This window comes from Streptomyces sp. NPDC048331 (assembly GCF_043201215.1).
Taxonomy (GTDB): domain Bacteria; phylum Actinomycetota; class Actinomycetes; order Streptomycetales; family Streptomycetaceae; genus Streptomyces.
In genome coordinates, this window is the sequence record NZ_JBICYT010000002.1 from 112,733 (window position 1) to 132,866 (window position 20,134).

The window sequence follows — 20,134 nt, forward strand, 5'->3', positions numbered from 1 at the left end:
ACCCACTCCCCCACCACCCACCACCCACCACACGAACCTCTGACACCGGAAACCAGGAAGGGCATCGGTATGGCCACCTTCAAGTACGTCGCGGTCGGCGCGGACGGGAAACGGGCCACCGGCGTGCTCACGGGCTCCAGCGTCGAGGGCGTGACCGACAGTCTGACCCGGCAGGGCTACGAGGTACGGTCCGTCACGGCCGCGGGCCGTAACCTGCTCCAGCTCGAACTCACCGCGGAAAAGGTCGACCTGGTCGAACTGAGCAACTTCTCGCGCCAGATGGCCGCCTTCATCAAGGCGGGGGTGCCCCTCCTGGACGCCCTGGAGATCATCCGCGCCGAGACCAAGGACAAGAAGCTGGCCAAGCTGCTCGTCGACGTCATGGACTCGCTGCGATTCGGCGAAAGCTTCGCCGGCGCGATGGCCGCCCACACCAAGGCACTCCCGCCGTTCTACGTCTCCGTCCTCCGCTCGGCCGAGGCGACCGGTGAACTCGACGTGGTGATGGCCCAGTTGGGCCGCTACATCGAACGGGACGTCGAGGGCCGGCGCACCATCCGCTCCGCCCTGACCTATCCGAGCCTGGTGATGGCTCTGGCCGTCGGCGTCATCCTCGTCCTCGTCATCTTCGTACTGCCCCGGTTCAAGCTGTTCTTCGAGTCCTTCAACGCGGAACTGCCGCTGCCGACCCGGATCCTGTTGGGCTTCACCGACTTCGTCACCGTCTGGTATCCGGTCGTCCTCGGCGTGCTCGTCGGCCTCGTCGCGGCAGTGATCGCCGCTCTGCGGACCGAGCGGGGACGGGTGCTGCGCGACCGATTCCTGCTGGCGACGCCGGTGGTCGGCGACGTGGTCCGCTACATGGTCATCGAACGGTTCTGCCGCATCCTGACCTCGATGATCAAGGCCGGGGTGCCGATACCGGAGGCGCTCGGCCTGGCCAGTGCGGGCGCCAACAACCTGGTGTACGAGCGTTCCATCGGGAGGGCCCAGGTGGAGATGCTCGAAGGTGGCGGCATCTCCGGGCCGATCGTTCGTACCAAGCTGTTCCCCGGGGCGGTCACCCAGATGATGCGCGTGGGGGAAGAGACCGGGACCCTCGACGACCAGCTCGAGAACGTGTCGGAGTTCTACGAGAAGGAACTGCAGCACAAACTCAAGCGGCTGACCAGCCTGTTCGAGCCGGCCATCGTGATCGTGGTCGGGGTCGTCGTGGGCTTCGTGGCCGTCGCCCTCCTCTCGGCGATCTACGGCGTCTACAACCAGGTCGAGGTCCAGTGACCGGCCCCGCGCGCCGCCCGGAGCGCCGCCCGCGGCGCCGCCGCCGCGGCGAAGAGGGCGAGACGCTGATCGAGGTCCTCGTCGCCGTGGTGCTCATGGGCATCGCCTTCGTGGCCGTCTTCGCGGGCATCGGCACCGCCATCGTCAGCTCGGTCAGGCAGCAGAAGGTGACCACCACCGACTCGGTCGTCCGTAGCGCGGCCGAGAAGGTCATCGGCGCGCCGTACGTGTCCTGCGCCGGTGGGTACGAGACTCCGGCGCCACCGGCCGGGTACACGGTGACCGTCACGATCGAGTACTGGGACGGAGTGGGTTCCTTCGGCCGGTCCTGCCCGACGGCCGACACCGGGGTGCAGAAGGTGACGCTCACCGTGCACTCGACCGGCCCGCACCCCGTCCGGGACGCGACCCTGGAAGTGGTCAAGCGGGAGTCGATGCTGTCATGACGACCCAACGACCCACCGGAGGCTCGGAGTCGGGGTTCACCCTGACCGAGTTGCTGGTCACGATCGTCATCCTGGGCATCATCGGGCTCATGCTGCCCAAGGCGATCCTCCTCGGACTGCAATTCACCGCGGGGACCGAGAAGCGGGTGGCCGCCACCGGCGCGGTGGGCACACTGGGCCGCTACTTCTACGGCGATGTGCAGAGCGCGACCACCGTCACGACCGCCCCCGCGTGCGGCGTCGCCGACGTGATCGTCCACCTGGGCCGACCCGGCACCGACATCGTCTACGCCCACGACGTGCCGACCGGCACCCTCAACCGGGTGACGTGCACCGACGCAGGCGTCGTCACCACGTCGCTGGGCCGGTTCGACAGCGCCACAACGCCCCATCCCGTGACGCTGAGCTGCGGTGCCGAGATCTCGTGCACCTCACCCATGGAGGTAACGCTGACCGTGCGGAGCGACCCCGCCGCGCCCCCGACGGCCCTCACCGCCGTCCGACGATCGAGCGCGTCATGACCGGCCGCCGCGGCTCGCCCCGCCGGCGCGACGACGAACAGGGCGCGACACTGATCCTCGCGCTGGCCTTCATCGTCGTCTTCAGCCTGGTCACCGTCTCGGTGCTGTCCTTCGCCGCCACAGGACTGCGGGCCGCCGGCGCGTACGCCGACCAGGGCAAGCGCGGCTACAGCGCGGACGGTGCCACACAGCTCGCGATCGAGAACTTCTCGCAGGGCAACCCGTGCGCCGACTACACCGCCCCGCCGATCAACGGCCGGCAGATGATCGTCCACTGCGACCCCCTCAACGCGTCCCCCGCGTCCACGCGCGCGACGCAGCCCCAGGACGCGCTGCGCAGCCTGGGCAAGGCCGCGGAGGACGGCATCCACGTGACCACGCCCGGCCTGCGCGTGCAGGGCGGCGTGTTCTCCCACTCGAACATCACCGCCGGCGCCGGCGCCTCGATGGTCGTGTCGGGCGACGTGTCCGCCGTCGGGAACTGCTCCGGTGCCGTGTCGCAGCCCCGGCTGTCCCCGACCCAGGCGCCGTACGCGCACGACTGCGCCGACGACAACCCGCCGGCTCCCGCCGACGAGGTCGTGGGCGCCGACCCGGACCACACCCCGCCCGCCACGGCCGTCCCGGTCCGACGGACGGTGCCCGCGTGCCCCGGCACCGGCCCCGGTTCCGGCCCCGGTTCCTGGCTGGTGCGGTTGCAGCCCGGCCACTACGACGACGCCGGCGCCCTGACCCGCCTCACCGGTGGTGGTTGTCCGGGCGTCGTCGTGTGGCTCCAGCCGGGTGTCCACTACTTCGACTTCACCTCGACCGGCGCCGCCGCGGTCTGGACGGTCGACGATCCCACGGTCGACGTGGTCGGCGGCACGCCGGCGGGATGGGATCCCGCGGCCGCCGCCCGCCCGACCATCCCCGCCCCGGGCGGGTGCGCCGCGACGCGGCCCGAAGGCGTCGAGGTCATGCTGGGCGGCGGCAGCCGGTTCCAGGTCGACCGTGGACACGCCGAACTGTGCGCTCCGGTGACCCCGGACGCGCAGCAGGTGGCGGTGTACGGGGTCCAGCCGCCGAAGCCCTCCCACACGCTGAGGCCGACAGCGGTGCGCACGAACACCGGCTTCGTCAACCCGGGCCAGGCCCTGACCGGTGGCGAACGGCCGACCCTGCCCGGGTGCGCACAGCCGACGCGCACCGCGGGCTGCACGGCCGACGCGGTCCTCGACCCGACCGAACGTCGGTCGGCCTCGATGCAGCTCGCCGGCTTCACCCCGCGGGTGCCGCCCGGCTCGGTCATCAGCAGCGCGACGCTGCGTATCAGGCACGAGGACGACGGCGCCCTCACCGCTCCCGGCGCGGTGAAGGTCACCACCGCCGTCGGCGGAGACACCTGCCGCACCGACGACCTGCCCCGGCACGCGGCGCTCGTCACGGATCCCCCGATCGACCTGCTGGGCGCGTGCGGGCTCACCGACCCGGCTCGGCTCACCGGCCTGACGGTGACCTACGCCGCCACGCTGGACGCCGACGCCACCAGCGCCACGGAACGCCTGGACGGCATCTGGCTGGAGGTCGCCTACCGCACACCGACCACGTTCAAGCCGACCGCCGTGGCCGCGTCGAGCGGGTTCACCGCTGCCGGCACCGATCCCCGCAACGCCCTGGAGATCGGCGAGCAACCGACGGCTTCGGTGGCCGGCGCCGCTCTGAGCACGGCGGCCCGGGCCGCGTCGATCACCCTGGCCGGGTTCGGCCTGCCGCCCCTGGCCCCGGATTCGACGGTCCACTCCGTCGTGCTGCGGGTGGCCCATCAGGAGACCGGCGACGCGGCGGCGCCCAGGATCAGCGTCACCCCCGCGGGTGGCGGCGGCCGTTGCACCGATCTACCGCTCACCGCGCGGGCCGCCCTGGGCGAGGACCGCGTCGACCTGAAGGCTTGCGGCATCACCGACCCCGCACAGCTGACCGGCCTGACCGCCACCTACGCCGCCGGACTGAACGGGGGCGGCACCGCGGGCGCCGATTCCCTGGACGGCATCTGGCTCGAAGTCGTCCACGATCCGCCGCCGCCCCGGCCGGCGACGAGCGCGGAGTCGACGACGTTCCTCCCCGCGACCGACGCCAAGGCGATCGACGGCGCCGACACGGCCCGCGTCACGCTCGCCCCGGTCACGAGGCCGACCGCCGCCATCGACCTCGGCGGCTACGACACCCCCGCGGTGGCGCCCGGCTCGGTCCTGGACAGGGCCGTGCTGCACATCGCGCATCGCGACGATCCCGGAGCGGCCGGAGGCCCGCCGCCGACGGTCACGGTCACCCTGACCGGGCCCGGTGTCCCCCGCTCCTGCACCACCGCGCGGAAGCTCCCCACGCGCCAGGACGCCCTGGGCACCGACACCCTGGACCTGGTCGCCGTCTGCGGGCTCACCGACCCCGCCGAGTTGGCCGGCCTGGTCGTGACCTACACCGCCACCCTCGGCGCCGGCGGCACCACCGCCACCGCCCAACTCGACGGAATCAACCTGGAACTGGCCTACCGACCCCCGATCGCGGTACGGCCCACCCTGGCCGTCAGCACCGCGACGCCCACCACCGCGGCGTTCCTCGACCCGAAGAACGCGCGGGCGCTCGACACCAGCACGTCGACCGCGAGGCTCTCGACGGCCACGCCGTCGGCGTCGATCCGGCTCGGCGGGTTCGCGATGCCGGCCCTACCGCCGGGGGCGGTGATCGACAAGGTCCTGTTGCGCGTATCGCACCAGGACGACGACACCAGCCCGGCACCGCCCTCGCCGACGGATCCACCCGCGCCGACGGGGCCGACGGATCCACCGGCACCGGCGGGGCCGCCCACGGCCACCCTGGCCGTCTCCGGAACCGGTACCGCGTGCGACGCGAACCACACCCTGACCGCCCGCAACGGCGCACTCGGCGTCGACGTGGTCGACCTCGGCGCCTGCGGGGTCGGTAGGGTCGACCAGTTGACCGAGCTCGCCGTCGACCACACGGCGAGCCTGGGCACCGGAAGTACCGCGGCCGCCGTCCAGCTCGACGGCGTCGAGCTGGACATCGTGTTCCGAGCCCCTTCCATCAGGCCCCTGTCGGGGTGCCTCACCAAGGGCAGCGGTTGCGCGGTGCTGAAGTCGACCGACGGCGCCGACACGGGCACCCGTCACAGCCGCCTGATCATCAACGGCACCGTCTACGCGCCGACCGCCGCCGTCGACCTGTCGATGAGCCAGGTCAGCTCGCAGGTGGTCACCCGCGGCATCATCGCCCGGAGCATCGGTGTCGGCATCAGGCCGGCCGCCGGACACCTCCGCCCGGTCATCGGAATCCCACCGGAGCCGGTGCGGTTCACGACCTATCCGGCCGTGATCGCCGAACCCGGGTCGGTCACCGCGATCACCGGGTTCACGCGCCCGGCTCCCGGCGCGCCCGTCGACGTCACCGATGCCACCGTCCTGGGTGGTGGCCGGGCGTCCCTCACCTTGGGCGGCTACGCCCCGCCGGCACCGGCCCCGTCCGGACCGCTCGACCATGTCGTCCTGCACGTGGCGCACCACGAGGACGGAGACGTGGCGTCGGTCAAGATGTCGGTGGACTTCCCCGGCAGCACCTGCACCGACGGCGCCACGTCACTGGACGTGCCGGTCCGTCTCGGTACGAGCGGGCCGGTGACCGACCAGGTCGACCTGGCGCCGTGCGGCCTGACCAAGGCCTCCCAGCTGGCCGGGCTGACCGTGACCTACACCGTCACCGCCGGGAGCGGCGGCGCGACCGAGCACCTCGGCGGCACCCGGATCGACCTGCTGTCCGACCCGCTCGTCAAGGCCGCCGTGTCCTTCGACGGCCACACCAGCACCGTCAAGCAGTGGACGGTGCTGCCATGAGCGAACACGCCACCTTGGAGAGCACCATGTCCGGACCGAGTCCCGCGATCATCGACCACCTGCTCGGTGAGCTGTCGGAGCGGGGCGGCAGCGACCTGCTGCTCACCGCGGGATCGGCACCGTTCCTCCGCGTCGACGGCACCCTGCGACCGGTCGAGGGGGCCGCACTGACCGAGCCGGAGGTCGATCGCCTGGTGACCGGCGTGCTCGGCGAGGAACTCACGGAGCGGTTCCGCCGGGAGAAGCAGGTCGACTTCGCGTTCAGCTGGGGGGAGCGGGCCAGGTTGCGCGGGAACGCTTTCGTGCAGCGCGGCACGTCGGCGCTGGCGCTGCGGATCATCCCGTTCGAGGTACCGTCGTCCGCCCAGCTCGGACTCCCCCCGGCCGTCATCGGGTGGGCGGGCGTGCCGCGCGGGCTCGTGCTGGTCACCGGGCCGACCGGATCGGGGAAGTCGACCAGCCTGGCGGCGCTCCTCGACTGGGTCAACACGCACCGGTCGGTGCACATACTCACCCTCGAGGACCCGATCGAGTACCTGCACCGGCACAAGCGCTCGGCGGTCAACCAGCGCGAGATCGGCACCGACACCGACTCGTTCCCCGCCGCGCTGCGCGCGGCCCTGCGCGAGGATCCCGACGTCCTGCTCCTCGGCGAGATGCGCGACCCGGAGAGCATCTCCGCGGCCCTGACCATCGCCGAGACCGGGCACCTGGTGTTCGCCACCCTCCACACCAACGACACGTCGCAGACGCTGGACCGCATCGTCGACGTGTTCCCGGCCGAGCAACAGCCGCAGATCCGACTGCAATTGGCGCACACCCTGGTCGGCATCCTCAACCAGACGCTGATCCCTCGGACCGGAGGGGGCCGGGTGGCCGCCTTCGAGGTGCTGGTGGGCACGTCGGCGATCCGCAACCTGATCCGCGAGGGCAAGACCCGCCAGATCCGCAACATGGTCGCGACCGGCCACCGCGACGGCATGCAGACCCTCGAAACCGGCATCAACGCCTTGGTCGCGGCAGGCCTCATCGCCTACGAGGAGGCCGTCCTGCACACGGCCCACCCGGAGGACCTCCACCGCCCCCAGGCCCCGATCGGCCGCGCCTGACCGCCCTGGGGGGACGGTGATCGTAGCGATCATCCGGCGGCAGCTGCCGCCCGTGATCGACTCCGCCTGGCCCACGGTCTGCCGCCGGCTACTGAGCCGGCATGCGTGATGTCGGCCAGTCGTCCATGATCAGGTCGGTTGCGGTCGTCCTGCCTGGGGTCGAGTCCGTGCGGACCGCATCCGGGTGACCTGGGCGCGGTTGCGGGCCCGGGTGGCCCGGCGCTCTTCAGCCTCGGCGAGCACCGCGGCTCTGGCTTCGTCTCCGGCGTCGAACGTCGCCGGAGAGAAGCGGTCGCCGGCTCTGACGTGCCGTTCCCAGTCGTCCTGCCAGAACTCCACCGTCCAGCCCGGCCACAGCTCCGCTACGTGGTAAGCCTGTGGCGAGGAGGAGAGGGACCACCAGCCCAGGTGGCGGCGTTCGGGGTCGAGGTGGATACCGGAGTTGACGTGCAGGTGGCAGCCCGCGTGCGGGGGCGCGTCCGTCAGGCGGTTGAGCAGGGCGGCGCCCTCGCGGACAGGGTGGTCGAAGGCGTCGGAGGCGACGTGGCAGCGGCCGTCGCTGAGCGTGATCACCACACCTCCTGGGTCGGGCCCGGCCAAGTCCTCGTCGTCGGGGGCGAGCAGCGGGGCCGAAGAGGGTTCCGCGTCGCGGCAGCGGACGTACTCCGGGTCCAGCCCGACGTACTCCCGCAGTTCGGCCGGGCCGTCGTACAACCAACGGACCTCCCAGCCCGGCCACGCGGCTCGGATCAGCTCGTGCGTGGCCGCGCGGTGGCGAAGCTCGGTGCTGGGCCCCTCCCAGGCGAAGAACAGGAGCACCTTCCGGCCGAGGTCGAGCAATATCCCGCCCTGGGCCATGGTGTCGTCCAACCACCATCCGTCTTGGCGGAGTTCGGGAAGCATGGCGAGAACCGGCATCGGCCCTTCCAGCAGGTCGAGGTCGATTCCGACCGCCCACCCGGTCCGGTACAGCTCGTGTGTGCCGTTCTCGCGGACCACGATGATGTTGGCTCTGTCTCCCATCGGGTCAGGATGACCGGGCGGGAGGCTGTCAGCCATCCGTTTTCGGCGGCTGAGAGGCTCTGACGTCCAGAGAGGCAAAGCGTGCCGACAGGCCGGCGGACGATCCAGCCGTCACACGCCGCCGCGGTGCTCCTCCCCGCGGCCAGGCTCCTTCGTGCGGACCTCGACCGCCGCGTCGTCACGCCCGATCGCCCGCAGAGCGGGCTGCTGCCAGGACCAGCCGCGCCGCTTCAGCGGAAGCCACCCGCTTGTCACACCCCGAGCCGGTGGCGCACGTGGTCGGCTTCGCCGAGCAGCTCTCCTGGGCCCTGTACAGGCTGGACCGCTCCCACACCCACCATCTGAAGCGACCTCTCAGTCCCGTCGTGCGGGCCCGAAGGCGGGTGGCCTCTGGTTGTCGCCGGCCGGGCCGACGTCGCCTTCCTTCCACGCCGGGTCGTAGGCGCAGGGCATGCTCGCGCCGCCGGTGAAGTACTCCCGGTCCTGGTACCAGGTGAAGGACATCCGCTCGGCGCCGCCGTCCCGTTGGGCGAACAGCTCCCAGTCCTTGTCCTGCTCGCCCTCGCCGTGGACGGTGACCTCCCAGCCGGTGTCCTCGAGGTGCTGACGCAGTCGGCGCAGGCCGGGGATCGCCTGGCTCGCCGGCACGTGGTCCAGTGCCCAGCCGTGGCGCATCGAGTAGGCGCCGTCGACGGTCTTGTCGTCGAGCCCCAACAGACCCCCGTCGTAGCAGTAGTCGGAGTCGAGCGTGTTCTCCGTACTGACTCCGATGTCCTCGACTCCGGGTTCTATGGTGCGCTCGAAGCCCATGACCTCGTAGGCCTGCTGGGAGCGCTGAAGGGCGCGGTCCGCCATCTCCTCGGGTGCGACGCGTCGGAAGTCGGTCGACCCCCATGCGCCCCACGCGAACGTGACGATCACAACGAGTACGCCGACGAGCCCCACGCCCGCGCATCCCAGGATGCCGCGGAGCCAAGTGGAGGCCTTGGACCGGCTCGAATCGGGGGCGGCGATGCTTGGCGGGTTCTCGTGGGACATACGAGGAGGCTATGCGAGCGGGATGCGCGGCGAATGAGTGCGGTGACCGGTCTCGGACTGAGTACGCGTACTCACCCGGCCCGGCCCCCCATCGCCCGCGTCAGGTGGGTGTGTGGACGGACTTGTTCGTCGTGGTGCCGTCTTCGTCCTGGGCCTGCGCCGCATCGGGCTGTTGCGGAGCGGGCGGGGTGCGGATCAACAACGCGACCAGCACGGCCAGGACGCCGATCCCGGCGCCGATGCCGAATCCCCACCGGATGCCCGAGGCGAGGGCCCCGGTGGCGTCGGCGCCCTCGGCAGCCGCCGTGACGGCGTGTCCCGACATGACGCTGATGACCAGGGCCGTGCCGGCGGCGGCCGCGACCTGTTGGAGCGAACCCAGAATGGCGGAGCCGTGCGGGTAGAGGTGCGGCGGCAGCACCGCCAGACCGGAGGTGAAGACGGGCGTGAAGACGAACGCCATGCCCGCGCTCAGGGCCACGTGCAGGGCGAGCACCAGCCACGGCGAGGTCTCTTCCCCGGCGAGGGCGAACAGCCCGAGGCACAGCGCTGTGAGCGCGGCTCCGGGTACGACCAGGCGCGGTGCGCCGAGTCGGTCGTAGAGCTTGCCGACCTGCGGTCCGAGCAGGCCCATGGTCAGGCCGCCGGGGATGAGGAGCAGCCCGGTCTGCAGTGAGGTGAGGCCGCAGACCTCCTGGAGGTAGATCGGCAGCAGGATGAAGGCGCCCATGAGGGCCATGAACGACAGGCACATCAGGCCGAGTGCCACGGAGAAGTGGCGGAACGTGAGGGCGCGCAGGTCCAGGAGCGGGGTGGAGGAGCGCTGCAGTGCCAGTTGCCGCCATACGAACAGCGCTACGAGCACGGCGCCGGCCAGGGTGGTGGCCTCCGGGGGCACGAGTGCCTGGGCGGCGTTCTCGGCGCCGAGCCCGCTCAGGCCGTAGACCAGGGCGCCGAAGCCGGCTGCCGCCAGGGGGACGGAGATCCAGTCGATGGGGGCGGCCTGCGGTTCGCCGATGTTGATCAGGTTGCGCCGACCGAACACGGCCATGGCGCCGGCGATGGGAAGCACGGCCAGGAACAGCAGGCGCCATGACCCCAGCTGCAGCAGCACGCCGGAGACGGCGGGGCCGAGGGCGGGTGCGACGGAGATGACGAGGGTGATGTTGCCCATGACGCGGCCGCGGTCGTGCGGGGGCACGAGGGTCATGAGCGTCGTCATGAGCAGCGGCATCATGACGGCGGTGCCGCCGGCCTGGATGACGCGGGCGGCCAGCAGTACGGGGAAGGCGGGCGCGACCGCGGCCAGAGCGGTGCCGGCGAGGAACAAGGCCATGGCGAGACCGAAGGCGGTCCGGGTGGTCACGCGCTGGAGGAACCAGCCCGTCACCGGGATGACGACGGCCATGGTGAGCATGAAGGCCGTGGACAGCCACCCTGCGGCGGCTGCGGTGACCTCGAAATCGCGCATGAGCCGCGGGATCGCGTTCACCATGATCGTCTCGTTGAGGAGGACGACGAAGGTGGACAGCACGAGAATCCGCAGCACGGCGGTGACGCGGGCGGGCGGGAGGGTGGGTGTTGCGTCTGGTGCGGGCATGATGCCTTCCGTCATGTGAGTGTCCTCCGTACGTGGCGGGTCACACTGACAGACTGCGGCGCCGGGAAGAACTCATCGGTCTTCCCCGATCCTGTCGGCGCCGCCGCCCGAGCTCAAGCGATTTTGCCGACCCGGAACGGTCCGGGCACGGCTTCCGGGGCAGCCCGGCCCCGCGTGCGGCGCCCGGTTCCCCGCCGGGCGGGGAACCGGGCTCACGCGTCGTTCAGTCGCAGCAGTCGCAGCAGCACTTGCACGGGTTGCAGCAGCCACCACCGCCGCCGCAACCGTCTCCCGAGCCGCCGCCGGAACCACCGGAGCCACCCGACCCACCCGACCCATGCCCGCCGCCGTGGCCGCCGGAGGAGCCGCCCGGGTGGCCGCCGCCCTGGCCGCCGAACCAGCCGTCGCCGCCGGAACCGTCCCGGTTCGAGCCGCCGCCGCGGTTGCCGTCGCCGACCTGCCACGGCTCCGCGTCGTCCTGGCCACCGTCGTCGCAGCGGCAGCATCGGGAGCACAACCCGCAACCGCGGCACAACCGGGCCGACGCGCGGCACCGCCGGCACTGCCCCTCCGACGGCCGGCCCGAGGCCGTCACCTCCCGTGCCGAGACCGCGCCCGCGAGCTCCCCCACGCCGCAGGCCGTGCCCGCGTCGGTCCCCGACGGCGTCGCCGTCTCGGCCCGGCGTCCCAGCCAGGGCAGCACGCGCAGGCCCGGCGCCTGGCGGCGGTGCTGATGCTGACGATGCCGAGGGTCGAAGACGCGATCGACGGCACGCTCCAACTCGCCACCCAGGAGCGCCTGCACCAGCCGCCCGTCGACGAACACGGCGTCGGACAGGGCGAGTCGGATTCCGTGGACGGCGTCGTCGCAGAGCCTGCGCACCTCGGCGCGATCCGCGCCGGTCACGGCGATCGGGTTCCACGCGCCGGACGCCTCGTCCGCGTCCAGGTCCTCCACCGCGTCCAGCAGATGCGCCAGCCGACCGAACAGGCGACCGGCCTCCGCCAGCGGTTCGGCGTTGTCCGGGCGGTCCGTGAGCACCGCGGTGTACGAGAAGGCGGCCGCGGTCGCCGTCTCCGCGGGTTCGGTGACCGTCAGCAGCGAGCCACCGGGGCCGGTCGAGCGCTCGATGTCCGGCTGGCGCTCGACCGCCGCGAGCAGCAGCGTGGTGTCGAAGCCGAGTCGTTCGCCGCCCGCGACGCCCGCGCGGTCCCAGTTGTGGGCGATCCGGCGGGCCGCCATCGCCACCGGGCGGCGCCCCGCCAGGCCGTCGCCGTCGGCCGCGTGGTCACGCATCTTCGCCGCGGCCAGCACCAGCGACACCGTCGCCGCCAGCCGCGCACCCTCGCCCTGCGCCACGTCCGCCGACCGCATCCCGCGCAGCGGGCACGGCCCGGCGCCCCGTCGCCAGTCCCCGGTACGCTCCGACTGCGCCTCGGTCAGCACCGAGACGATCAGGCCGTCGTAGTTGGTGGCCACCCTGGCGAACTGCCCGTACTCGCTGCGCAGAGCCAGGCACAGCCCGCACAGATGCGCCATCCACTCGGTACGCAAGCCCTCGCCCAGGCGATGACGGCATGGCCTGATGATTCCGAACACCGAACTTCTCCCCCGTAACCGCACATGACATCCACGCGCGGCCGACATCCTACGACGGTCCCCTCCGAGGGGAGGTAGCGTGCGGGGAGCGACCATGCGTCCGGCTGGTCCGCACGAGGGATTCCGGCGGAGAGCGATGAGGCTGCGATGAGTGAACGGACGAAGCCCGAGGTCGAAATTCCGGAGGGTGACGCTCCTGAAGAGCTGACCGTCCGGGACCTCGTCGTCGGGGACGGAGCCGAGGCGAAGCCGGGCCGGGTCGTCCGCGTCCACTACGTCGGGGTCACCTTCGAGTCCGGGGTGGAGTTCGACGCCTCCTGGGACCGGGGGGAGCCGTTCAAGTTCGCCGTGGGTGGCGGCCGGGTCATCAAGGGCTGGGACCGGGGACTCCGGGGAATGAAGGTCGGCGGTCGGCGCGAGATCATCGTTCCCCCGCGCCTGGGCTACGGCAAGCAGTCCCCTTCCCCGTTGATCCCGGCGGGTTCCACGCTCGTCTTCGTGGTGGACCTGCTCTCCGTGGTCTGAGACCACCGTGCCGAGGTGGTGGAGGGCCGGGATCAGCTCCCCTTCGGAGCCGCGCTCGCCGTGGTCGCCGCCCTCACGGATCAGAACCCGAGGCCGGAGCGGACCTGGCCCGCCACCCGGTTCGCGAGGGCGCCGACGTCGATCTGGGGGACGATCCACTGGATGTCCCCCGCTTCGGGAAGGCGGAGCGGCTGGTCGGATCGGTAGTGGAACGGGGCGACGAGACCGAATTCCAGGCCCGTGGCGTACGCGTAGGACGCCAGTTGATAGGGGAAGCGCCAGGTACCGCCCACGGCCGCCTCGATCAGGATGTCGGCCTCGATGCGCAGGGTCAGGACGGGCTGCACGCTGATGCGGGCCAGGGTGTCGAAGGACAGGACCCCCTTCGCGTAGGCGAGCCGGGCACCGGCGTCCAGGCCGCCCCGCAGCAGGACGCCGCCGGTGAGGGTGATGCCGCCGGTGGCGCTGGCGATGGCCACGGACGCGCCGATGCCGGCGCGCACGAACATCTCCAGACCCGCTTCCGCGGGCAGCACGAGGCGGGCCTCCGCCGCGAGTTCCGCGTTGCTCTCCTCTTCGAGGGGGTTGAACGCGCCGCGGATGACCATGTCCCGGATCTCGCCGGGGCCGAAGCGGTAGAAGACGACCAGGCCGCCGCCGATGCGGGCGACCAGGCCGACCGCCCCGATACCGAGGGGGATCGCGAAGATCGGGATGTCGGGCAGGCTGTGTCGGAACAACTCGTGTCGGGCGCCGCGGGGTTCGAGGAAGCGGTACGGGGGGAAGCGCAGTTCTCCGGAGACGCGGAGCTTGCGGTCCCGGCCGTACTCGACGCCTACGGTGGCGACCAGTCCGGGGCGGATCGTCAGGCTTCCGGTGCCCCGGCCGCTGATCCGGCCGTCCTCGTCGAGGTGCGCGTCGAGCCGACCGGCGAACCGTCCGCGCCGGAGCTCGACGGATCCGTCGCCGCCGAAGAGACCGTCCCGGTAGCGCAGTGCGATCTCGCCCTCGGCTCCGAGCAGGGTGAACGTCGTGCGTGCGGTTCCCGTCACCCGCTCGCCGTCGTAGGTCACCGCGACGTCCACCGGTCGTAGGCCCGGCACCTTCAGGAGCGTCTTGCCGCCGTAGAGGAGCCGGTCCCCGGCCCTGCGGACGGTCAGCTGGGCGGGACTGTCCCCGGGCAGCATCACGTCGATCCGGCCGCCGACGCGCCACGCGCCGCCGCCGAGGTCGAGCCGCACCTCGCCGTCGCGCACGAGCCCGGAGGGCCTCGACGCCCGGGCGACGAAGAAGCCGGTGAGTCCCGTCGCGGGCCGGTACTCCACGTCTCCGGTCGCCTCGTCGAGGCCGGGGACGTGCCCGACCATCCGGCCCTTGGCGAAGAATCCCTGCGCGTCCGCACCCGCTTCGACGCGTCCGGTGACCAGGGAGCCGAGGACGAAGGCCACGTGGCCGCCCACCTGGAGCTGCGGGGCGATGCTCAGCGCGAGGGCGGCCTCGGTGACCTTGAACGGCGGCAGCGACAGTTTGTCCGCGGGCGCCTGCGCCGACCCGCGGAAGCCGGTGCGGTCCCAGTCCACGGTGATCGGGACCCGGGACAGCAGGGGAACGCTGGGGGTGAGGGTGCCGTGGCCGACGAGCCCCTGGTCCGTCGACGAGAGCGTGAGCCGGCCGGCGGACAGGTACGGGTAGAGGAAGCGGATCTCCTGGTGTCCGCCGTGCAGGGAAAGGGCGCCGGTCGTGAAGGGGTCCTTCACGTCCAGGGTGAGTTGTTTGTCCTCGGCCTTCGGGATGCTGATGGGCAGTCGGGTGCCCGCGCGTACCGGGTGCGCGTCGGAGTCGATCCACGCGGTGACGGTGTGCGCGCCCTTGCCCGACGAGGGCCGCTTCAGTTTTTCCAGCATGACGCCGGCGATCAGTTCCCGCGCGGCGCGGTTCTCCGGTACGGCACTGGTCTCGATCTCGTCGTGGCCGTCGGCCGCCGGTTTGTCCGGCACCCGCAGTCCCTGCCGGTTCGGTCCGCTGACCAGGGGATAGCTCGTGTACGCCGCCCATGCGTCGGCGGCCTTCTTCAGGTCGTCCGCCGAGGGCCGCCGTCCGGCCCTGCGGTCCGCCTCCGCGGTGAAGTGCACTTGGAGCGCCGACTGGGCCTTGCGGGAGGCGAAGGGCGGGTCGAGGGGCTTCACCTCCTTCTTGTCGTACCTCTTGGGCTGTTCGGCGCTGCCGAACCACAGCACGATGTGGTCGGGCCGCTTGCGTCCCTTGGCGTGCAGCGCGTCCGACACGGAGGAGGCGGCCTGCTGCACGTGCCGGGCGATCGTGCGCCCGCTGTCCTCGTTGTCGGGTCCGTCGTGCGGGGCCAGGTTCTCGGGCACGTTGGAGCCGCCGAGCTGGAGCTCGACGATGTGGTCGATCTGCGACTGCACGGAGTTGACGTACGGATCGAAGTCCGCGCCCTTCGTACGGTCGTCCCCGCCTGCGTCCTTCCACCACGCGTTGGCCTGGTCCTTGGGCCACTGCTCGCGCAGCAGCCACAGTCCGCGCAGCTCCTTCGTGGGGGCCCGCTTCTCCCAGAGCCCGGAACTGGGCCGGTTCCCGGACATCTTGACGACCGCCTGGAGGCCCTTCTCCTTGGCGATGGCGTCGTACGTCTCCTTCCACGGGCCCTTGGTCTGCGGGACGACGAAGGTGCCCAGGTTGACGCGGACCATGCCGGCGGGGTCTCCGGGAGAGCGCTGCTCCTCCTCGACGGTGCGCTGCTCGTCCGCGTACTCGACCGTGTACCGGTCCTTGGCGTCCAGCGTGGTCCAGCTCATGTCCGCGCGGCCCAGGAAGGGGCCGGCGGGCCGTTCCCAGCGCCATTCGGCGGGCAGCGGTTCGCCGCGCGCGTGGAACGCGGACGCCGTGTGCGCCTGCTGTTCCAGCCGGGCGTCGGCGGGCGGCGGCGCCACGGAGGGGTGTGTCCGCAGGAAGCCGGGCGCCGCGGGGTGGCCGCGATGCTGGGCGACATGGGCCAGCTCGTGCGCGATGAGGCTCCGGCCCCGGCGCGACAGCGGATCGTAGGCGCCGTGCGAGAAGACGACGTCGTTGCCCACGGTGTAGGCCAGGGCGCCGAGTTCGGCGGTGGCCCGGTCCGCGGCGGGGCCGGCGTGGACGCGTACGGGGGAGAAGTCGTGGCCGTAGCTCGTGGACAGCTGGTCGCGTACGCCGGGCTCCAGCGGCGCGCCCGCTCCCTGGAGCCCCGAGGCGGCGGCGCTGCCGCCGGCGTCGGTCATGAGGGCAGCCAGCCGCGGATCTCGGCGGCGGCCAGGGGGCGTTCGAGCTTGTCGCTCTCGATCCTGGCGGCGTCGAGCACGTGGCGCATGCCCACGGGGGCGCCCTCGTCCGCGGCGAGGAACGCGGCGTGCAGGGCCAGCTGGGCGATGGTGCCGCCGCTGACGGCCAGTTGGGCGAGGCGGCCGGGGTCGAGCCCGTCGGTGGGCACGCCCGGCGGGAACGCCCCGGCCCACAGGTGGGCGCGCTGCTCGGCGTCCGGGAAGGGGAACGTCACGACGAACCGCATCCGGCGGACGAAGGCGGGGTCGATCGCCTCGCGGGCGTTCGTGGTGAGGATCGCGATGCCGCGGAAGGTCTCCAGGCGTTGCAGCAGGTACGACACCTCCAGGTTGGCGTAGCGGTCCCGGCTGTCGCGTACCTGGGTGCGTTTGGCGAAGAGGGCGTCGCCCTCGTCGAACAGGAGCACCGATCCGGTCTCGGCCGCGTCGAACAGCCGGGCGAGGTGCTTCTCGGTCTCGCCGATGTACTTGCTCACCACCTGGCTGAGGTCCGCGGCGATCACGTCGAAGCCCAGTTCGTGGGCGACGGCCTCGGCGGCCGTGGTCTTGCCGGTGCCGCTCGGGCCCGCGAACAGGGCGGTGACCGCGAGGCCGCGGCTCCGCTCGGCGTACCCCCACTCGCCGTGGACCCGGCGGCGCCGGCGTACGTGCGCGAGCAGGGCGCGCAAGGAGCGGTTCGCCTGATCCGGCAGGACGAGGTCGTCCAGCCCTGCCGCCGGGCGGCGCACCGTCGCGAGACCGTGCAGCGGCCGCTCGGCGACGGCCCGGCAGACCGCCGCGACGTCGGCGGTGGGGGTGGCGGCGCGCTCCGGCCCGCCGGCTCGGGCACGGGTGTCCCCGACGGCCCGGTCGCCGGGGGCGGAGGCGAGCCGGCCGGTGCGCTCCACGGCCAGTGCGATGCCCGCCGGGGTGAGCGGATGCCGTTCGGCGAGTTCGGCCGGGTCCTCGCTCAGGCGGGCGGCGCGGAGGGCGGCGGCGAACAGGTCCCGTCGTTCGCCCGCCGATGCGGGCGGCAGGCGCAGCATCGGGAGGTCGCTGCCCGCGGGTGCCTCGTCCGCCGACAGGACGGCGGCGACCCCCAGCGGTGCTCCGACGGTCAGCAACCGCACGCAGCGCGGGAGGGATTCGGCGGTTCCCTCGACGAGCAGCAGCCGCAGCCCGAGCCCCGCCTCGCGGGCGAGCAGACGGGCCAGGGTGTCCATGGCGGGCGCGGTGTCGGGCAGGTCGAGGCCGTCGACGGCGAGCACGGTGAGTCCGATCCGCTCGGCGGCGTCGACGACGGCCTGGCGGCGGGTGAGCCGGTCCTCTCCGGTGAGCAGACAGCCTTCGGCGCCGGGGTCGGGGCGGACCAGCGCGGCCAGGGAGGCCACGGCGGCGCCCTGTCCGGGCGCCAGCCGGCACACCGGGGTGACGAGGCGGGCCCGCCCGGCCAGGCGGTCGTCCGTCGTGTCGGCGCCGAGCAGGGCGTGCAGGATGCGCTCGTCGACGGCGAGGGGCAGCTGCGACAGCCCGCCGAACTCGGTGGGCGGCAGCTGCGCCGGTACGTCGAGCAGGCGCCATCCGCGCAGCGGCGAGTCGGGCAGCAGCGCGCTCCAGTGCGCGTCCGGCAGCCCGGCCAGGGCGCGGGCGAAGGTGACCGGCCCGGTCGCCGTGGGCAGGCCCAGTTCGGGAGCGGCGACCGCGACGAGCAGGTCGCGCTCGAACGCGGTGAGGGTGAACAGGCCGCAGAGCCGGTCGAGGGCCGTGGGCCGTCCGGTGCTCTCCCGGACCTCGGCGGCCAGCAGCTCGGCGGCGCGGGCCGGTCGGTCCGCCTCGTCGGGCCGGGCGTCGAGGCGGGCCGCGGCGGCGGCCGCGGCCAGGGCGAGATGCCGTTGGTTGTCACGGGCCCAGACCCGGTCGCGGTCGGCCGTGTCGAGGCGGGGTTCGGTGTCGGAGAGGGTCACAGGGTCACCACCGTGGGGATGTACAGGCCGTTGGCGTCGAGGCCGGGGAGGCTGCGCGCTCCGTCGACCTCGAGGGTGAGGCGGTACGGGCCCGCGGGGGCGTCGGTCACCGTGAAGTCCACCTGTGCGGTGGGGGGACCGCCGCGCGGCAGGGCGGCGGTGAGGGCGAGCGACACCGCCGAGCCGGGCGTCATGGCATCGAGCAGGAGCCGTACCCGGTTGCCGGGTCCGACCGGTGGGGTGACGGCGGCGGAGACGGTGCCGGTGCGCAGCCCCGGCCGGTGACCGTTGTCGGTGGTGGCGACGACGGCGCCGAGGGTGGGGACCACAAGGACGACGACGGGGGCGCTCACCTGCGAGGGTCGGGTCGGGGACAGGGTGGGGTGCGGCGGCGGCCCGCTTCTGCGGACGGAGATCCGCCGTCGGCCGGGGGCGAGCGCCGGCGCGGTGAGGACGAGGTGGGTGTCGTCCGCGGCGGTCACCCCGGTGACGGGCGCGCCGTCGATCAGCACCTCGCTGGTCTCGCCCTCGCGGGCGGCGAGGGCGTGGCCGTGGAGATGGAGATCGGGCATCGGGTCGGCGGCCCGGACGGGCGCTCCTACGCCTTCGGGGCCGGCGGCTCCGTCCAGCCGGGGCGGTGCGAAGGGTGCGGCGCCGACGAGGACGGTGCGGACGGGGAGGACGGCTCCGGGGTCTCCGTCGCCGTCCACGAGCACGGGGCCGGCGGTGACGGCGAGCGTCACGGTGAAGGTCGCGGGCGGGAACAGGGCCCAGAGCCTGCTCAGTTCGTCGGTCGAGAGGGCTTCCGGAGTGACGCGGACCGGTTCGTCGGCCTGCGCCAGGTCGTTCCCGTCGATCTCGGGGTGGTCCACCTCGGCGTCGGCGAGCAGGGTGGCGGTGATCTGGGGGACGGTGTGCAGTGCGGCCGCCGTTCCGGCGAGGAGCTGCTGCGTCTCCCATTCGTTCGAACCGCGGAAGGTGAACAGGTAGTGCAGGTCGAGGGCTGCCCGCGGCTTCTGTCGCAGGTGGCCGGCGGAGGAGCGGGTGGGCAGGTCGGCGAGGGACAGGGTGGCGTTGCGCGAGACGCGGTACAGGTGCACGCCGACGCGGGCGTGGTCCCCGGTGTCGTCGAGGGGGCCGGGGGCGACGACCGGGCGGGGGTTGATCCCGAGCCCGTCCACGGCGTGCTGTACGAGGGTGGTGAGGGCGGCGGTGACGGCCGGCACGGCCAGGGCGTTGCTCATCGGGTCCTCACCACAGCGTGCTGAGGTCGTCGAGGTCGGTGTACCACTGCTCGGTCCCGTTGATCAGGCTCTCGGTGATCTCGACGGCGCTCTGCTCGTCGTCGGCGAGCGTCTGGCGCACCCGCTCCAGGTTGTACTGGAGCAGGAGGTCGTTCTGGGCGGCGGCCTGCACGGCGTCGGCGTCGAGGATCTCGGCGGTCGCCTCGCGTTCGGCCGTGTCGGCTTCGAGGGCGCTGTTCGCGGTCCGGATGAGCGCGTCGAGTTCCGTACGGATCGCGTCGAAGAGAGGTGACAGGGCCTCGTTCACCACGTCGGGTTCGTCGTCGGGGTCGTCGTCGCGTGCCTCCGGCGACCGGGGCACGATCACGATCATCCCCGGTCGTAGCCGGTCGAGGTCGAGTCCCGGATTGGCTTCGCGGATCGCCTGCGCGGCCTTCTCCTTCGCCGCCTTGGAGGTTCGGGTCTTCACGAGCCGTGCGGCCAGGGCGGCGACGGTCTTCTCCTGATCGACGACGATGATCGGCATCGGTACGGTCCTTCCGGCGTTGGGGGTCGGGGAGGTCGAGGTCGGGAGGGAGCGGG

General features: G+C 72.6%; 15 protein-coding genes. 6 read left to right on the plus strand and 9 right to left on the minus strand.

The genetic code is table 11. The annotated features are described in order from the left end of the window. Positions 1-69: 69 nt before the first annotated feature. From ACGFYY_RS04015 to ACGFYY_RS04035, 5 genes are read left to right on the plus strand one after another with little or no spacing between them, the layout of a single operon-like run. Positions 70-1,281, plus strand: coding sequence for a type II secretion system F family protein (locus tag ACGFYY_RS04015; protein WP_393706935.1), 1,212 nt, complete (start codon positions 70-72; stop codon positions 1,279-1,281). Continuing rightward, positions 1,278-1,727, plus strand: a complete 450-nt coding sequence (locus tag ACGFYY_RS04020; RefSeq protein WP_393706937.1) for a prepilin-type N-terminal cleavage/methylation domain-containing protein — start codon at positions 1,278-1,280, stop codon at positions 1,725-1,727. Before ACGFYY_RS04015 ends, ACGFYY_RS04020 begins: the two co-directional genes overlap by 4 nt. Next, a complete protein-coding gene (locus ACGFYY_RS04025) occupies positions 1,724-2,248 on the plus strand; it encodes a type II secretion system protein (RefSeq protein ID WP_393706939.1) in 525 nt (174 codons plus the stop codon). The genes ACGFYY_RS04020 and ACGFYY_RS04025 overlap by 4 nt, the downstream gene beginning before the upstream one ends. Next, a complete protein-coding gene (locus tag ACGFYY_RS04030; RefSeq protein WP_393706940.1) occupies positions 2,245-6,135 on the plus strand; it encodes a hypothetical protein in 3,891 nt (1,296 codons plus the stop codon). The genes ACGFYY_RS04025 and ACGFYY_RS04030 overlap by 4 nt, the downstream gene beginning before the upstream one ends. Further along, entirely contained in the window at positions 6,132-7,244 is a 1,113-nt protein-coding gene (locus ACGFYY_RS04035) for a type IV pilus twitching motility protein PilT (RefSeq protein ID WP_393706942.1), read from the plus strand. The genes ACGFYY_RS04030 and ACGFYY_RS04035 overlap by 4 nt, the downstream gene beginning before the upstream one ends. A gap of 129 nt (positions 7,245-7,373) precedes the next feature. Here ACGFYY_RS04035 and ACGFYY_RS04040 read toward each other — a convergent pair whose 3' ends face one another. The 5 genes from ACGFYY_RS04040 to ACGFYY_RS04060 form a co-directional block, all read right to left on the minus strand. Next, positions 7,374-8,267, minus strand: a complete 894-nt coding sequence (locus ACGFYY_RS04040; RefSeq protein ID WP_393706943.1) for a hypothetical protein — start codon at positions 8,265-8,267, stop codon at positions 7,374-7,376. Between the two features lie 111 nt (positions 8,268-8,378). Continuing rightward, entirely contained in the window at positions 8,379-8,522 is a 144-nt protein-coding gene (locus ACGFYY_RS04045) for a hypothetical protein (protein WP_393706945.1), read from the minus strand. A 99-nt stretch (positions 8,523-8,621) separates the two neighbouring features. Further along, complete coding sequence (locus ACGFYY_RS04050; protein ID WP_393706946.1) at positions 8,622-9,305, minus strand: hypothetical protein; 684 nt, start codon at positions 9,303-9,305, stop codon at positions 8,622-8,624. A 100-nt stretch (positions 9,306-9,405) separates the two neighbouring features. Then, complete coding sequence (locus ACGFYY_RS04055; protein ID WP_393706948.1) at positions 9,406-10,920, minus strand: MDR family MFS transporter; 1,515 nt, start codon at positions 10,918-10,920, stop codon at positions 9,406-9,408. Between the two features lie 208 nt (positions 10,921-11,128). After that, on the minus strand, positions 11,129-12,505 hold the full coding sequence (locus tag ACGFYY_RS04060; protein ID WP_393706950.1) for a DUF5685 family protein: 1,377 nt from the start codon (positions 12,503-12,505) through the stop codon (positions 11,129-11,131). A 147-nt stretch (positions 12,506-12,652) separates the two neighbouring features. Here ACGFYY_RS04060 and ACGFYY_RS04065 point away from each other — a divergent pair, with 147 nt between their 5' ends. After that, positions 12,653-13,030 (plus strand): FKBP-type peptidyl-prolyl cis-trans isomerase, encoded by a 378-nt coding sequence (locus tag ACGFYY_RS04065; RefSeq protein WP_393706952.1) that lies wholly within the window; start codon positions 12,653-12,655, stop codon positions 13,028-13,030. An 80-nt stretch (positions 13,031-13,110) separates the two neighbouring features. Here ACGFYY_RS04065 and ACGFYY_RS04070 read toward each other — a convergent pair whose 3' ends face one another. The 4 genes from ACGFYY_RS04070 to ACGFYY_RS04085 are packed head-to-tail and all read right to left on the minus strand — an operon-like array spanning position 13,111 to position 20,078. Further along, positions 13,111-16,305, minus strand: a complete 3,195-nt coding sequence (locus ACGFYY_RS04070) for a DUF4157 domain-containing protein (RefSeq protein WP_393706954.1) — start codon at positions 16,303-16,305, stop codon at positions 13,111-13,113. After that, positions 16,302-18,308: an ATP-binding protein gene (locus tag ACGFYY_RS04075; RefSeq protein WP_393706956.1), complete on the minus strand. Its 2,007-nt coding sequence runs from the start codon at positions 18,306-18,308 to the stop codon at positions 16,302-16,304. The genes ACGFYY_RS04070 and ACGFYY_RS04075 overlap by 4 nt, the downstream gene beginning before the upstream one ends. Continuing rightward, entirely contained in the window at positions 18,305-19,552 is a 1,248-nt protein-coding gene (locus ACGFYY_RS04080) for a DUF4255 domain-containing protein (protein WP_393706958.1), read from the minus strand. The genes ACGFYY_RS04075 and ACGFYY_RS04080 overlap by 4 nt, the downstream gene beginning before the upstream one ends. Before the next feature lie 7 nt (positions 19,553-19,559). After that, the gene (locus ACGFYY_RS04085) at positions 19,560-20,078 is read right to left on the minus strand and encodes a hypothetical protein (RefSeq protein WP_393706960.1); all 519 of its coding nucleotides are present in this window, start codon (positions 20,076-20,078) and stop codon (positions 19,560-19,562) included. Positions 20,079-20,134: the final 56 nt, after the last annotated feature.